Genomic DNA, 13374 nt, shown 5'->3' with positions numbered 1-13374 from the left:
ACCTCAGGCGGAGTCTCCGAGGGCGACGACGTTGTCGGCGAGCCGTTCGTTGCTGCCGTACATGAAGTGGTTGGCCATGTTCTCGGAGAACCGGCTGGCTTCTGTGGTCAGCCCGACCGCCTCGGCGACCTCGCGGATGTGCATCGGGGTGGCGCCGCAGCACACGCCGATGTAGTTGACGCCCAGGTCGTAGGCCTCCTTCGCGAACGCACCGATCTCGTAGCGGTTGGTCTGCAGGGGATCGAGAGCGGTGGGGAACGTGCGCCCGTGCGGGGAGGCCACCTCGGCGCGGGGGTCGGAGAGGTTGAAGAACGTCGGCTCGTTCTCCGTGGTGCGGTAGGGGATCGGCAGGGCACCGACGTGACAGGACACGGCCGCTCGGATCTCCTTGAGCCACGGCAGCATCGTCGCGGGACCGCGGAAGCAGTTGAGGCCGACGACATCGACGCCGAGCTGCTCGAGGCGCTGCGCGGTCTCGACGATCCCGACCCCGTCGGCCATCTCCTGGAAGGCCATCGGCGCCAGTGTGAGCACGACGGGCAGGCCGCTGGCCTTGGCGATCTCGGCGGCGGCGATGGCCTCACCGGCGAAGTAGAAGGTCTCGCCGATGATGAGGTCGGCACCTTCCTCGACCGCCCAGCCGACCATTTCGGCGAACATGGCCCGCACCTCGGCCTGCTTGGACTCATCGGCAGGGTCCCAGATGTTCGAGTTCGAGATGTTGCCGGCCATGAAGTTCCCGGGCTTCGCGTCGGCGACGGACCGGGCGATCTGCAGGGCGGCGCGGTTGAGCGGCTCGAGCAGATCCTCCTTGCCGATCACGCGCATCTTCTCGCGGTGGCCGTTGTAGGTGAAGGCCTCGACGATGTCGGAGCCGGCCCGCTGGAAGTCGACGTGGAGGGAGCGCAGGGCATCGGGGAATTCGAGGGCCACCTCGGGGACGAACTCGCCTGCGGACAGGTATCCGCGTTTCTCGAGCTCGAACAGGAAGCCTTCCGCGCAGATCACGGGGCCGGCATCGAGGCGTTGGGTCAGTGCGTTGGTCGCGGTCATGGTTGCTCTCCGATTCGATGATGTGGTCGAGCCCGGGCGAGCGGCCCGAACCTGGGTATCACACCATCGATCGGCGCAGCCACGTCCGTCACATCGACATAAATCGTCGCCGATCGCCATGAAAGGACACAACCTTCGCCGAGGCGGCCCGAGGTCCCGAAGACGGATTCGGCTCGGTCGGGGGCAGGAACCGCGGGTGCGGCCCGAGCGTCAGCGGTCGTCGCCGCTGAGGTAGACCGGCAGGCGACGGTAGCGCATTGCCCGTTGGGCGGCTCCGGCGGGAACTTCCTGAGTGGTTTCGTAGGTGGCGTTGTTCTGCGGAACCTCGTGCGAACCCGGCAGCGGGTACGGCTCGCCCGCAGCCGGTGCCGGCGAGGCGAAGGACTGCTGCTGGCCCGGCTGCTGTTCGTAGCCGGGGGAGTGCTGGTAGCCGACTCCGGGCAGCGGCTGCAGGCCGAGTCCCTGCCGGTCCGGTCCGTCGCCCTCGCTGTAGGAGTTGCCGGGGTGATGAGCGTCGCCGGGGTAGCCGGCGTCTCCACGGCGACCTCGCCCGCCGCGGTGACCATGTCCGCCGCGCCGGTCGGAATCCTCCGGTCGCAGGAACGGGAACGGTTTGAGCAGCAGGCCCGTGACGGTCGACGACCACCAGCGCAGGGCGCGTTCGAAGGGCCCCCAGGACAGCACGCCCGTCCACACCACGGCCAGGGCCACGCAGATGAGGAGGACGACGGCGTCGTGGAGGACGGTGCGGCTGTCGTCGAGGACCGGCTGCAGGCCGCGGACGACGAAGCCGTGGAGGATGTAGACAGCCAGGCTGTGCTTGCCGATCGTGGCGAGCGTGTCCTTCGTGTTCGACAGCCAGGTCAGCAGCGCCAATGTCAGCAGCACCGCTCCGAGGTCGACGATGAGACGCAGGCCCACGCCTTCGGGAACGCTGACGCCGAAGTGGGCGAAGTTGAGGCTGCCGTAGAGCCAGTTGTGATCGACCTGGTCGAGATAGAAGTATCCGACTGCTGCGAGTGCGGCGACGCTGAGGCCGAGTTTCTGCCAGATCGCAAGGCTGCCCGCCCAGCCGATGATCTGCTTGCCGTAGAGCTTGCCGATGACGAAGAACGGCCAGAACGCCATCGTCCGAGCCGCGGAGAGTTCGGTGTCGAGGATCGGCAGCAGTCCGCCGAAGAGCCCGACGACGAGCGAGGCGACGAGCATCGTGCGTGGGAAGCGCTCGATGAAGGGGACCGTGATCATCCACCACGCCATCGACAGCAGGAACCACGTGTACCAGAACGGTCTGAGGAAGTCGTAGTCGGGATTGAGCCCGAAGATCCACATCCACCCCCACATGAGCGGCAGCACCGTGGCGAGGAGAACGAAGTAGGTCAGAACCCGTTCGGCCAGCTTGTTCGACTTCGCCGTGATTCCGGCGAGGAAGACGAACGCCGGCATGTGGAACATGTAGATGAAGTACATCGGTGCGCCCAGGATCGGCGACTCCCACGGAGAGGTTCGAGCGAGAAGGTGGCCCAAAACCACCAGGAAGATGAGTATTCCCTTGGCGCGGTCGATGCGATAGTCCCGTGTTGACACGCCGATACACTACCGCACCCGGCAGGCTTTGGGGAAAGATCACACCATCGCCGAGGTGGTCGCCCGGTCATGTGGGACGCCGGCCTCGCGTGTGCGACCAGGGATGGAAACGACTAGCCGCGGGCGGCGCAGTCCACGCATGTCGCCGCGTAGGGGCGGGCCTCCAGCCGCGCCTCGGCGATGGGATTGCCGCAGTCGATGCAGGTTCCGAACGTGCCCGCGGCGAGGCGGTCGACCGCCTCGCCGATCTCATCGAGGCGGCCCTCGGACTGTTCGAGCAGGGTCGCGGCCTGCGACCGTTCGAAGGCCAGCGTCGCCCCTTCCGGATCGTGTTCGTCGTCGCTGTTGTCACCGTCGCGGGCGGCCGAGACCTCGTCGATACCTTGGGTCAGGCGGCCGATGAGCGCCTGCGTCTCCGCCCGCTCATCCTCGAGCCGCTCCCGCATCTGCGCTTCGTCGATCATCGTCGTCTCCTCGGCTTCGACTGGTCCGTCGTCCGGCGTTATCGTCGTTCGTCGCCTCGAACCCTCAGGCTTCCAGCGCCTCGGACGCTTCGAGCCAGCGCATCTCGAGCTCGTCGAGTTCGTCCTGGGACTGACGGATCGCTGCCGTGAGCTCGGCCAGTCCTTCGAAGTCGGTCTGGTCGTGGGCGGCCATCTCCTCGTGCTTCTGCGCGATCCGAGTGTTCAGCTTGTCCATCCGCCGTTCGATCGCGGACACTTCCTTCTTCGCCGCCCGGGCTTCCGCACCGGACAGTTTCGGAGCCGATGAGGATCCCTCGCTCGCCGAGGCGGCCCCACCGGAACCGTCCCCGCCGGATCCCGTCGCGGCCCCGTTCGAACCGCCGGAAGCCCTGTTCGAACTGGCAGCGCCGCGACGTTCCTGTTCGGCCCGCAGCCGCAGATACTCTTCGACACCGCCGGGCACATGGCGCAGACCGTTGTCGAGGATCGCGTACTGCTGATCGGTGACCCGCTCCAACAGGTACCGGTCGTGGGAGACGACGATGAGAGTGCCCGGCCAGGAATCGAGGAGATCCTCCATCGCCGCGAGCATGTCGGAGTCGACGTCGTTCGTCGGCTCGTCGAGGATGATGACATTGGGTTCGGCCATGAGCAGCAGCAGAAGCTGAAGTCGGCGCTTCTGCCCGCCGGAGAGCTCCTTGACCCTGGCGGACAGATGCTCCTTCGCGAAGCCGAGCCGTTCGAGCAGCTGGGCCGGAGTGAAGTCCTTGCCTTCGATGTTGAACGAGGTCTTCGACTCGGCGAGAACCTCGCGGACACGGGAGTCGGCGATGCGGGCCAGATCCTTGAACTGCTGATCGAGCACACCGATCTGCACGGTCTTGCCGCGCTTGACCCGTCCGGCATCGGGGTCGATCTCTCCCGAGATCAGACCCAGCAGGGTCGACTTTCCGGCGCCGTTGGGGCCGAGGATGCCGGTGCGTTCGCCGGGACCGATGCGCCAGGTGACATCGTCGAGGATCGTCGTCTCACCGAAGTGCTTGGACACGTCGAGCAGATCGACGACGTCCTTGCCCAGGCGGGCCGTGGCCATCTTCTTCAGCTCGATCGGATTGCGGACCTCGGGCACGTCGGCGATGAGCTGGTTAGCCGCCTCGATGCGGAACTTCGGCTTCGACGTTCGGGCGGGAGCGCCGCGTCGCAGCCACGCGAGTTCCTTGCGCATGAGATTCTGTCGCTTCGCCTCGGTGGCGGCCGCGATCCGGTCGCGTTCGACGCGTTGGAGGACGTACGCGGCATAACCGCCTTCGAAGGGCTCGACGATGCGGTCGTGGACCTCCCAGGTCTTCGTGCACACCTCGTCGAGGAACCACCGGTCGTGGGTGACCAGGAGCAGGGCTCCGGCGTTCTTCGGCCACCGGCCGCGCACATGCTTCGCCAACCACGCGATGCCGTCGACGTCGAGATGGTTCGTCGGCTCGTCGAGGATGAGCATGTCCCAATCGCCGATGAGCAGCGCAGCCAGAGCCACTCGGCGGCGCTGACCACCGGAGAGCGAGGAGATCTGCGCATCCCAATCGAGATCGGCGATGAGACCGGAGATGATGTCACGGGCCTGCGGATCGGCGGCCCATTCGTGATCGGCGGCATCGCCGACGACGGAGAAGCCCACGGTCGCTTCGTCATCGAGGTCATCGCGCTGGCCGAGCATTCCCAGACGCAGACCGCCGCGATAGGTCACGCGTCCGGAATCGGGTTCGATGGTGCCGGCGAGCATGCCGAGCAGACTCGACTTGCCGTCGCCGTTGCGGCCGACGATGCCGATCCTGTCACCGGACTCGACACCGAGGGTGACCGAGTCGAAGACGACGCGCGTGGGGTATTCGAGGTGGAGGGCTTCTGCCCCGAGGAGATGTGCCATAGCGCTCCCTAGCCTAGTTCACGATGGGCGGGCCCCTGCTCCCGCCGGGTGTCTGCCTCTATGCGCCCGCGGAGTGTCCGATCCTGCGTCAGTCGGCTGTCTCCGCGCCACGGTCGACTGTCTCAAAGATGGAGGTCTGCGAGTTCGCATTGCGGACCGAAATCGGCCGTCCGTGACGGAATATTTCTTTTTCATATCGGTGTCCGTGATTGAGGTGCTAGCGGAGCCGCTGAAACGACTTCATTGCATTAGACTGACCGAAACTCATCAAAATATGACAGTTCGTCCAGTGGTTTCACATTTTCGGTAGGGGCAGACAGGGCCCTCATCCGTGTGCACTGTCTGTATCAGAAAAGAGAAAACGTGAAGAAGCTCGCTTCAGCGGTGTCGATGATCGCCGCATCCGCCCTCGTCCTCTCGGCCTGCGGTTCAGGCGAAGGAGGCGAATCCGGTTCGGATTACCTCGCCTGCATGGTCTCCGACTCCGGCGGTTGGGACGACCAGTCCTTCAACCAGTCCGGTCGGGAGGGCATGGAGAACGCGAAGAAGAACCTGGGAATCGAAGAGAAGCTCGCCGAATCGCAGGGCGACGCGGACTTCGGGCCGAACGTCGACAACATGGTGCAGCAGGGCTGCAACCTCACCTTCGGCGTCGGATTCCTCCTCGAGGACACGATCCAGGAAGCCGCCGAAGCGAACCCGGACCTCAACTTCGCGCTCATCGACTCCACATTCTCCGACGCCGACGGCAAGCCGGTGACGATCGACAACGCCAAGGCAGTCGTCTTCAACACCGCCGAGGCCGCGTACCTGGCCGGCTATGTTGCGGCCGCGACCTCGGAGTCGGGCAAGGTCGGCACCTTCGGCGGCATCCAGATTCCGTCGGTGACGATCTTCATGGACGGCTTCGCCGACGGCGTGGACAAGTTCAACGAGGACAACAAGAAGGACGTCAAGCTGCTGGGCTGGAACAAGGAGAAGCAGGACGGCTCGTTCTCCGGTGACTTCGAGAACCAGGGACAGGGCCAGGAGCTGACCAAGCAGCTCATCTCGCAGGGCGCCGACGTCATCATGCCCGTGGCCGGACCCGTCGGCCTCGGTGCCGCAGCGGCGGCGAAGGAAGCCGGCGACGTCAACCTCGTGTGGGTCGACTCCGACGGCTACGAGTCGACCGAATACGGCGACATCATCCTCACCTCGGTGGTCAAGCAGATCTCGCAGGCCGTCGAAGACACCATCAAGGAAGGCACCGAGGACAACTTCTCCAATGAGCCCTACGTCGGCACGCTCGAGAACGAAGGCGTGGGCCTCGCTCCGTACCACGACTTCGAGGACAAGGTTCCCGAAGACGTGAAGAAGGACGTCGAGGAGCTGAAGAAGCAGATCATCGACGGCAGCCTCGTCGTCGAGTCGGAGAGCACACCGAAGTAAGCTCGTCGGTTAAACTGCAGGGCCGAGTTCTTTCGGCCCTGCAGTTTTCAAGTTTGTGAGGAGAACCGGAAGCAGTGAAACTCGAGCTTCGCGGGATGACCAAGGTGTTCGGATCGTTCGTGGCCAATGACCACATCGATCTCACCATCCAGCCGGGCGAGATCCACGCCCTGCTCGGTGAGAACGGCGCCGGCAAATCCACCATGATGAACGTCCTCTACGGACTCTACGACGCCGATGGGGGAGAGATCCTCATCGACGACGAGCCGGTGAAGTTCTCCGGCCCGGGCGATGCCGTGGCCGCGGGAATCGGCATGGTCCACCAGCACTTCATGCTCGTGCCCGTGTTCACCGTCGCCGAATCCGTGGCGCTGGGCTACGAACCGACGAAGAGCCTCGGACTCCTCGACATCAACGAGGCGCGGAAGAAGGTCAAGGAGATCTCGTCGCGCTTCAACTTCAACATCGACCCCGACGCCCTCATCGAGGACCTGCCGGTCGGCGCCCAGCAGCGGGTGGAGATCATCAAGGCCCTGTCCCGGGACGCCGAGATCCTCATCCTCGACGAGCCCACGGCCGTGCTGACCCCGCAGGAGACCGACGAACTCATCTCGATCATGCGCCAGCTCAAGGAGCAGGGCACCTCGATCGTGTTCATCACCCACAAACTCCGCGAAGTCCGCGCGATCGCCGACGCGATCACCGTCATCCGCCGCGGCAAGATCGTCGGCGAGGCCTCCCCGGACTCGACCGAGACCGAACTGGCCAGCCAGATGGTCGGCCGCGCCGTGTCCCTGACGACCGAGAAGGACGCCGCCGATCCGGGCGACGCCACATTCCAGGTCCGCGGACTCACCGTCGTCGACAAGGCCGAGAACGTCGTCGTCGACGACGTGTCCTTCGACGTCCGTCGGGGGGAGATCCTCGCCGTCGCCGGTGTCCAGGGCAACGGGCAGACCGAACTGGCCGAGACGATCATCGGCGTGACCGAACCCCGCCTGGGCTCGATCACCCTCGACGGCAAGGACCTCACCGGGAAGTCGGTGAAGGGCCGCCTCGGTGCCGGCATCGGATTCGTTCCCGAGGATCGGTCGACCGACGGCATCATCGCGGAGTTCGCCATCCGCGAGAACATGATCCTCGACGTCTACGACCGTGAGCCCTATGCCAAGGGCCTCAATCTCAAACCGAAGGTCATCACGGAAGAGGCGAAGAAGAAGGTCGACGAGTTCGACATCCGCCTCGGCAGCGTGGTCGACCCGATCGCGACCCTGTCGGGAGGCAACCAGCAGAAGGTGGTGCTCTCCCGCGAGCTGGGTCGTGACCTGCGACTGTTCATCGCCAGCCAGCCCACTCGCGGACTCGACGTCGGATCGATCGAGTTCGTGCACAAGCGCGTCATCGCCGAACGCGATTCCGGAACTCCCTGCATCATCGTCTCGACCGAACTCGACGAGGTCTACGGCCTCGCCGATCGCATCGCCGTGATGTACGCCGGACGCATCGTCGGCATCGTGGGACCCGAGACCTCTCGTGAGGCACTGGGCCTGATGATGGCCGGCGTTCCCGCCGACGAAGCCCTCGAAGCCACGGACGACGACTCAGCCACCACCTCGGCGGAGGAGACCAAATGACGACTGATACCTCACCGGCGGCTCCTTCGGCGGCGCCGCCGCCGGAGTCCGAGGCCGCAGACGGCAAGGAACAGACCCTGCTGCAGCAGATCATGTCGGGATCCTGGCTCGTCTCGCTGCTGGCGATCGTGCTCGCCCTCCTGTTCGGCGGCGTCCTCATCGCCGTGTCGAACGCTGAGGTCGTCGCGGCGGCTGAGAACTTCTTCGCCGCTCCCGGCGATTTCTTCGCCACGCTGTTCCAGACCGTCGGCAACGCCTATTCGGCGCTGTTCCGCGGAGCCGTCTTCGACTGGGAAGCACGCACCACCGAACGCGCCATCCGGCCCCTGACCGAGTCGATGGTCTCGGGCACCCCACTCATCCTCACCGGTCTCGGCATCGCCCTGGCCTTCCGCTGCGGTCTGTTCAACATCGGCGGTCAGGGCCAGGTCATCCTCGGCGCGACCATCGCCGGATTCCTCGGCTATGCGCTGCCGCTGCCTCCCGTCGTCCACATGCTCGTCGCCGTCGTCGGCGGCATCATCGGCGGTGCGATCTGGGCCGGCATCGCCGGTGTGCTCAAGGCGCGCACCGGCGCCAACGAAGTCATCGTGACGATCATGCTCAACTCGATCGCCGGCTATGCACTGGGCTACCTGCTCAAGCAGAACTGGTTCACGCACACGAGCTCGGCCAACCCGCAGTCACGTGTCATCGATGACTCCGCGCAGATGTTCCTGCTGCTGCCTGCGCCGTTCCGCCTCCACTTCGGCTTCATCATCGCCATCCTCGCCACGATCTTCGTGTGGTGGCTGCTCGAGCGGTCGACGATCGGCTTCGAGTTCAAGGCCGTCGGTGCGAACCCGCACGCGGCCCGGACCGCCGGCATCTCCGTGTCCAAGGTGACTGTGACGGTCATGATCGTCGCCGGCGCCCTGGCCGGACTCGGCGGTGCCGCCCAGGTGCTCGGCACCGAATACAAACTCACCGGCGGCATCAGCGGGTCGATCGGCTTCGACGCGATCACCGTCGCCCTGCTGGGACGGTCGAAACCGCTGGGGACGTTCCTCGCCGGTCTGCTCTTCGGTGCGTTCAAGGCCGGCGGCTACCTCATGCAGTCCCAGACCGGTACGCCGATCGACATCGTCCTCGTCGTCCAGTCCGTCATCGTGCTGCTCATCGCGGCCCCGCCCCTGGTGAGGTCGATCTTCCGGTTGCCCACACCGGCGCTCAAGCGGAAGGAGGACTGAGATGACCGCTCAGACCATGGATAAGACACCTTCGACCCAGGTCAAGGCGCTTGCGCCGATCGCCTGGAAGTTCCCGATCGTCTATACGATTCTGGCGCTGGTCTCGCTCATCTTCTTCGGCCTCATCGGCCGTGACGGAGAGACGACCTTCCGCGTGGCCACCGGCGGAGACTTCTTCGCCATCCCCGACTTCGCCGTGTCGTCGACTGCGGCGGGGCTGACGCTGGGCATCCTGCTCGTCATCATGGCCGCCGTGTCGATTTATGTGGCGATCAAGCGCATCGACACGGGCTCCTGGTTCCCGATGCTCTTCGGCGTCATCTTCGTGCTGTCCTTCCTCGCCTGGGCAGGCGGCGGATCCGGTGGCGTGATCCCGCTGACCACGCTGCTCGCCGGTGCCCTGGCACTGTCCGTGCCGCTGATCTTCGGCGCCATGTGCGGACTCGTGGGAGAACGGTCGGGCATCATCAACATCGCCATCGAAGGCCAGCTGCTGGCCGGCGCCTTCCTCGCCGCGGTCGTCGCCTCGGTGGTGAAGAACCCGTACGCGGGCCTGCTCGCCGCACCCATCGCCGGAGCGCTCGTCGCCGTGGTGCTCACCTTCTTCGCGGTGAAGTACTGGGTCAACCAGATCATCATCGGCGTCGTCCTCAACGTCCTCGTCGTCGGCATCACGAGCTTCCTGTACTCGACGGTGCTCACCCAGGACCCGGGACTGTGGAACTCCCGGCAGAAGCTGCCGAATCTGCCGATCCCGCTGCTGTCGGACATTCCGGTGCTCGGACGGGTGCTGTTCGACCAGAACATCCTCGTCTACATCATGTACGTCGTCGTCATCGCCTTGCAGATCTTCGTCTTCCGCTCGAAGTGGGGACTGCGGATGCGCGCCGTCGGTGAGCACCCGAAGGCCGCCGACACCGTCGGCATCAAGGTCAACTTCACCCGCGTGCGCAACACTCTGCTCGCCGGTGCCATCGCCGGTCTCGGCGGTGCCTTCTTCACCGTCGGCTCCGGACTGGCCTTCGGCAAGGAGATGTCGGCCGGACAGGGCTATATCGCCCTGGCCGCGATGATCCTGGGCAAATGGAACCCGAAGGGTGCGCTGCTGGCGGCCCTGCTGTTCGGCTTCTCCAAGAGCCTCGGCAACACTCTGCAGTCCATCGGCACCCCGGTGGCCAACGAGCTGCTGCTCATGCTGCCCTACATCGTCACGGTCTTCGCCGTCGCCGGCTTCGTCGGTCGGGTCCGCCCGCCCGCCGCGGAAGGTGTGCCCTACGTGAAGTGAGTTCCGCCTCGGCGACGGATCGGTCAGCCACCGTCCCCGACGAACCGGCACGACCCCTCGAGCACCCCACAGTCACCACCCGAAGGAAGAGGTCTCCCCATGACTGTCCCCGAACCTCACCCGACCGACCCGGCATGGAGCGAGGAACCCACCCCGGTCGCCCCCGAGGACCTCAGCGAGGGCACGTGGGAGCTGCTGCGGGCCGAAGCGAAGCGGGCGATGACGAAGGCCTATGTGCCCTATTCGAACTATCCGGTCGGGGCGGCCGGTCTCGTCGACGACGGGCGCATCGTCGGCGGCTGCAATATCGAGAACGCCTCATTCGGGGTGACTCTGTGCGCGGAGTGCTCGCTCGTCTCCGAGATGTTCATGACCGGCGGCGGCCGCCTCGTCGCCTTCGACTGTGTGGACGGGCAGGGCAACACCCTCGTTCCCTGCGGACGGTGCCGGCAGCTGCTGTTCGAACACGGCGGCAACGACCTCGTCATCAACATGCCCAGCGGACGGGCCCCGATGTCCGTGGTCCTGCCCGAGGCGTTCGGCCCCGATCACCTGAGCGCCGAGCGCAGCGACCATACGGCCAAGCACTGACCGATCGTCTCCCGCGCCGAGGCGGTCGTGGCCGGAACGAGACGGCAGGGCCTTGAGGGCGACGACCGAGCCGACAACGAAGATTTCGACGACAACGAAGGATTGAGACCGTGAGCGTAGAAGCATTCGACACCGTCGACGTCATCGCCGCCAAACGCGATGGCCGGGCCCTGAGCAAGGAGCAGATCGACTGGGTCATCGACGCCTACACCCGCGGCGCCGTCGCCGACGAACAGATGGCGGCCCTGGCCATGGCGATCTTCATCAACGACATGGCACCCGACGAGATCGCCCACTGGACGCAGGCGATGATCGACTCCGGTGAGCGCATGGACTTCTCGTCGCTGACCCGACCGACGTCGGACAAGCATTCGACCGGGGGAGTCGGCGACAAGATCACCCTGCCCCTGGCCCCGCTCGTCGCCGTCTTCGACGTGGCCGTCCCGCAGCTCTCCGGCCGCGGTCTCGGCCACACCGGCGGCACCTTGGACAAACTCGAATCGATTCCCGGGTGGCAGGTGGGACTGAGCAACGAGGCGATCGTCGATCAGCTCGAAGACGTCGGCGCCGTCATCTGCGCGGCGGGATCCGGTCTGGCTCCGGCGGACAAGAAGCTCTACGCACTGCGCGACATCACCTCGACGGTCGACTGCATCCCGCTCATCGCCTCCTCGATCATGTCGAAGAAGATCGCCGAGGGCACCTCCGGGCTCGTCCTCGACGTCAAGGTCGGCTCCGGTGCGTTCATGAAGGATCTGACGAAGGCCCGCACGCTCGCCGAGACGATGGTCGAGCTCGGCAAGGCCGCCGGGGTGAACACCTCGGCGCTGCTGACCGATATGTCCACGCCCTTGGGGCTGACCGTCGGCAATGCTCTCGAGGTCCGCGAATCCGTCGAGGTCCTGGCCGGCGGCGGACCCGCCGATGTCGTCGACCTCACCGTCGCCCTGGCCGAGGAGATGCTGCGCCTGGCGGGTAAGACCGATGTCGACGTCCGCGCCGCCCTGGCCGACGGGCGGGCCATGGACAAGTGGAAGCAGATGATCCGCGCCCAACACGGCGACCCGGACGCCGCTCTGCCCGTGGCCGAGCACACCGAAGTCGTCACCGCGACCGATTCCGGGGTGCTCACCTCACTCGATGCGCTCTCGGTGGGAGTCGCCTCGTGGAGGTTGGGTGCCGGGCGGGCGCGGAAGGAAGACCCGGTGCAGGATGTGGCCGGAATCGAACTCCACGCGAAACCCGGGGACACGGTCACGGCCGGACAGCCGCTCATGACACTGCACACGGCCACCCCGGAACGGTTCGACCGGGCGATCGGGGCACTGGAGGGCGCGGTTGAGATCGGCGGGGACGCCGCCTCGGTGCCGGAGTCGATCGTCTTCGACACGATCACCTGAGCCGAATCGCACACCGGCGGGCCTACTGCGCGGCCGCCGACCTCACTACTCTGGAACCACAGCCCGAGAAACTGCACCACTGACGGCACTACTGACCTTGGAGGAACCCATGACCAGCCGCACCGATGTCGCCGCGATCATCGACCACACCCTGCTCAAGCCCGAAGCGACCCCCGCCGACGTCTATGCCCTCGTGGCGGAGGCGAAGGAGCTGGGGGTGCTCGCAATCTGCGTGTCGCCGTCCATGCTGCCGATCACCGATCCGGGTGAGCTCGTCGTGGCCACCGTCGTCGGGTTCCCCTCCGGCCAGGTGAAGCCGGAGATCAAGGCCGCCGAGGCTGCTCAGGCAGTCGCCGACGGTGCCGCCGAAGTCGACATGGTCATCAACATCGGACAGGCCGTCGCCGGAGACTTCGACGGGCTCGAAGCCGATATCCGCGGTGTCGTCGAGGCCAGCGGGGATGCCCTCGTCAAGGTCATCATCGAGTCGGCGGCGCTGGGCGATGAGCAGATCGTCGAGGCCTGCCGTCGCGCCGAGGCCGCCGGAGCCGGGTTCGTCAAGACCTCGACCGGTTTCCACCCGGCCGGAGGCGCCAGCGCTCACGCTGTGTCACTGATGCGCGAGACCGTGGGTGACCGCCTGGGAGTGAAGGCCTCCGGCGGAATCCGCACCGCCGAAGCCGCCGAGGAGATGATCGCCGCCGGCGCGTCCCGCCTGGGCCTCTCCGGCAGCCGCGCCATCCTCAACTCCCTCTAATTACTACCTGACGGCGGCCCAG

11 protein-coding genes are annotated in these 13374 nt (G+C 65.9%); 7 read left to right on the top strand and 4 right to left on the bottom strand.

Going from position 1 to position 13374, the window contains the following annotated elements:
* Nucleotides 1-3 precede the first annotated feature (3 nt).
* The 4 genes from QYM46_RS14010 to QYM46_RS13995 all read right to left on the bottom strand — a co-directional run bounded on the left by QYM46_RS14010 (nt 4) and on the right by QYM46_RS13995 (nt 5025).
* Nucleotides 4-1053 (bottom strand): homocysteine S-methyltransferase family protein, encoded by a 1050-nt coding sequence (locus QYM46_RS14010; RefSeq protein ID WP_432789427.1) that lies wholly within the window; start codon nt 1051-1053, stop codon nt 4-6.
* 210 nt (nt 1054-1263) lie between these two features.
* Nucleotides 1264-2640, bottom strand: a complete 1377-nt coding sequence (locus tag QYM46_RS14005) for an acyltransferase family protein (RefSeq protein WP_432789426.1) — start codon at nt 2638-2640, stop codon at nt 1264-1266.
* 113 nt (nt 2641-2753) lie between these two features.
* Nucleotides 2754-3104 (bottom strand): TraR/DksA family transcriptional regulator, encoded by a 351-nt coding sequence (locus QYM46_RS14000; protein ID WP_432789425.1) that lies wholly within the window; start codon nt 3102-3104, stop codon nt 2754-2756.
* 64 nt (nt 3105-3168) lie between these two features.
* A complete protein-coding gene (locus tag QYM46_RS13995; RefSeq protein ID WP_432789424.1) occupies nt 3169-5025 on the bottom strand; it encodes an ABC-F family ATP-binding cassette domain-containing protein in 1857 nt (618 codons plus the stop codon).
* Between the two features lie 363 nt (nt 5026-5388).
* Between QYM46_RS13995 and QYM46_RS13990 the strand changes: the two genes are divergently transcribed.
* The 7 genes from QYM46_RS13990 (at nt 5389) to deoC (ending at nt 13352) form a co-directional block, all read left to right on the top strand.
* A complete protein-coding gene (locus QYM46_RS13990) occupies nt 5389-6456 on the top strand; it encodes a BMP family lipoprotein (protein ID WP_248278946.1) in 1068 nt (355 codons plus the stop codon).
* A gap of 74 nt (nt 6457-6530) precedes the next feature.
* Nucleotides 6531-8090 (top strand): ABC transporter ATP-binding protein, encoded by a 1560-nt coding sequence (locus QYM46_RS13985; protein WP_432789423.1) that lies wholly within the window; start codon nt 6531-6533, stop codon nt 8088-8090.
* The gene (locus QYM46_RS13980; protein WP_432789422.1) at nt 8087-9319 is read left to right on the top strand and encodes an ABC transporter permease; all 1233 of its coding nucleotides are present in this window, start codon (nt 8087-8089) and stop codon (nt 9317-9319) included. Before QYM46_RS13985 ends, QYM46_RS13980 begins: the two co-directional genes overlap by 4 nt.
* Before the next feature lies 1 nt (nt 9320).
* Nucleotides 9321-10604 carry an ABC transporter permease gene (locus QYM46_RS13975; RefSeq protein ID WP_169252897.1) on the top strand — a complete coding sequence of 428 codons (1284 nt, stop codon included), beginning with the start codon at nt 9321-9323 and terminating at the stop codon, nt 10602-10604.
* 219 nt (nt 10605-10823) lie between these two features.
* On the top strand, nt 10824-11195 hold the full coding sequence (locus QYM46_RS13970) for a cytidine deaminase (RefSeq protein ID WP_432791743.1): 372 nt from the start codon (nt 10824-10826) through the stop codon (nt 11193-11195).
* Nucleotides 11196-11305: 110 nt separating this feature from the next.
* The gene (locus QYM46_RS13965) at nt 11306-12595 is read left to right on the top strand and encodes a thymidine phosphorylase (protein ID WP_432789420.1); all 1290 of its coding nucleotides are present in this window, start codon (nt 11306-11308) and stop codon (nt 12593-12595) included.
* A gap of 109 nt (nt 12596-12704) precedes the next feature.
* Nucleotides 12705-13352 carry a deoxyribose-phosphate aldolase gene (gene deoC, locus QYM46_RS13960; protein ID WP_432789419.1) on the top strand — a complete coding sequence of 216 codons (648 nt, stop codon included), beginning with the start codon at nt 12705-12707 and terminating at the stop codon, nt 13350-13352.
* Nucleotides 13353-13374: the final 22 nt, after the last annotated feature.

Source organism: Brevibacterium sp. K11IcPPYGO002 (genome assembly GCF_050920635.1).
In the GTDB taxonomy this organism is placed as follows: Bacteria; Actinomycetota; Actinomycetes; order Actinomycetales; family Brevibacteriaceae; genus Brevibacterium.
Note: the sequence above shows the minus strand (reverse complement) of the source record. Positions and strands in the feature narration are given on the sequence as shown.

Excerpts from the sequence above, each read along its gene's own strand:
- QYM46_RS14000 (WP_432789425.1), bottom strand. The coding sequence starts at position 3,104 with ATGATCGACGAAGCGCAGATGCGGGAGCGGCTCGAGGATGAGCGGGCG.
- QYM46_RS13975 (WP_169252897.1), top strand. The coding sequence starts at position 9,321 with ATGACCGCTCAGACCATGGATAAGACACCTTCGACCCAGGTCAAGGCG.
- QYM46_RS13980 (WP_432789422.1), top strand. The coding sequence starts at position 8,087 with ATGACGACTGATACCTCACCGGCGGCTCCTTCGGCGGCGCCGCCGCCG.
- QYM46_RS13995 (WP_432789424.1), bottom strand. The coding sequence starts at position 5,025 with ATGGCACATCTCCTCGGGGCAGAAGCCCTCCACCTCGAATACCCCACG.
- QYM46_RS14010 (WP_432789427.1), bottom strand. The coding sequence starts at position 1,053 with ATGACCGCGACCAACGCACTGACCCAACGCCTCGATGCCGGCCCCGTG.
- QYM46_RS13970 (WP_432791743.1), top strand. The coding sequence starts at position 10,824 with ATGACGAAGGCCTATGTGCCCTATTCGAACTATCCGGTCGGGGCGGCC.
- deoC (WP_432789419.1), top strand. The coding sequence starts at position 12,705 with ATGACCAGCCGCACCGATGTCGCCGCGATCATCGACCACACCCTGCTC.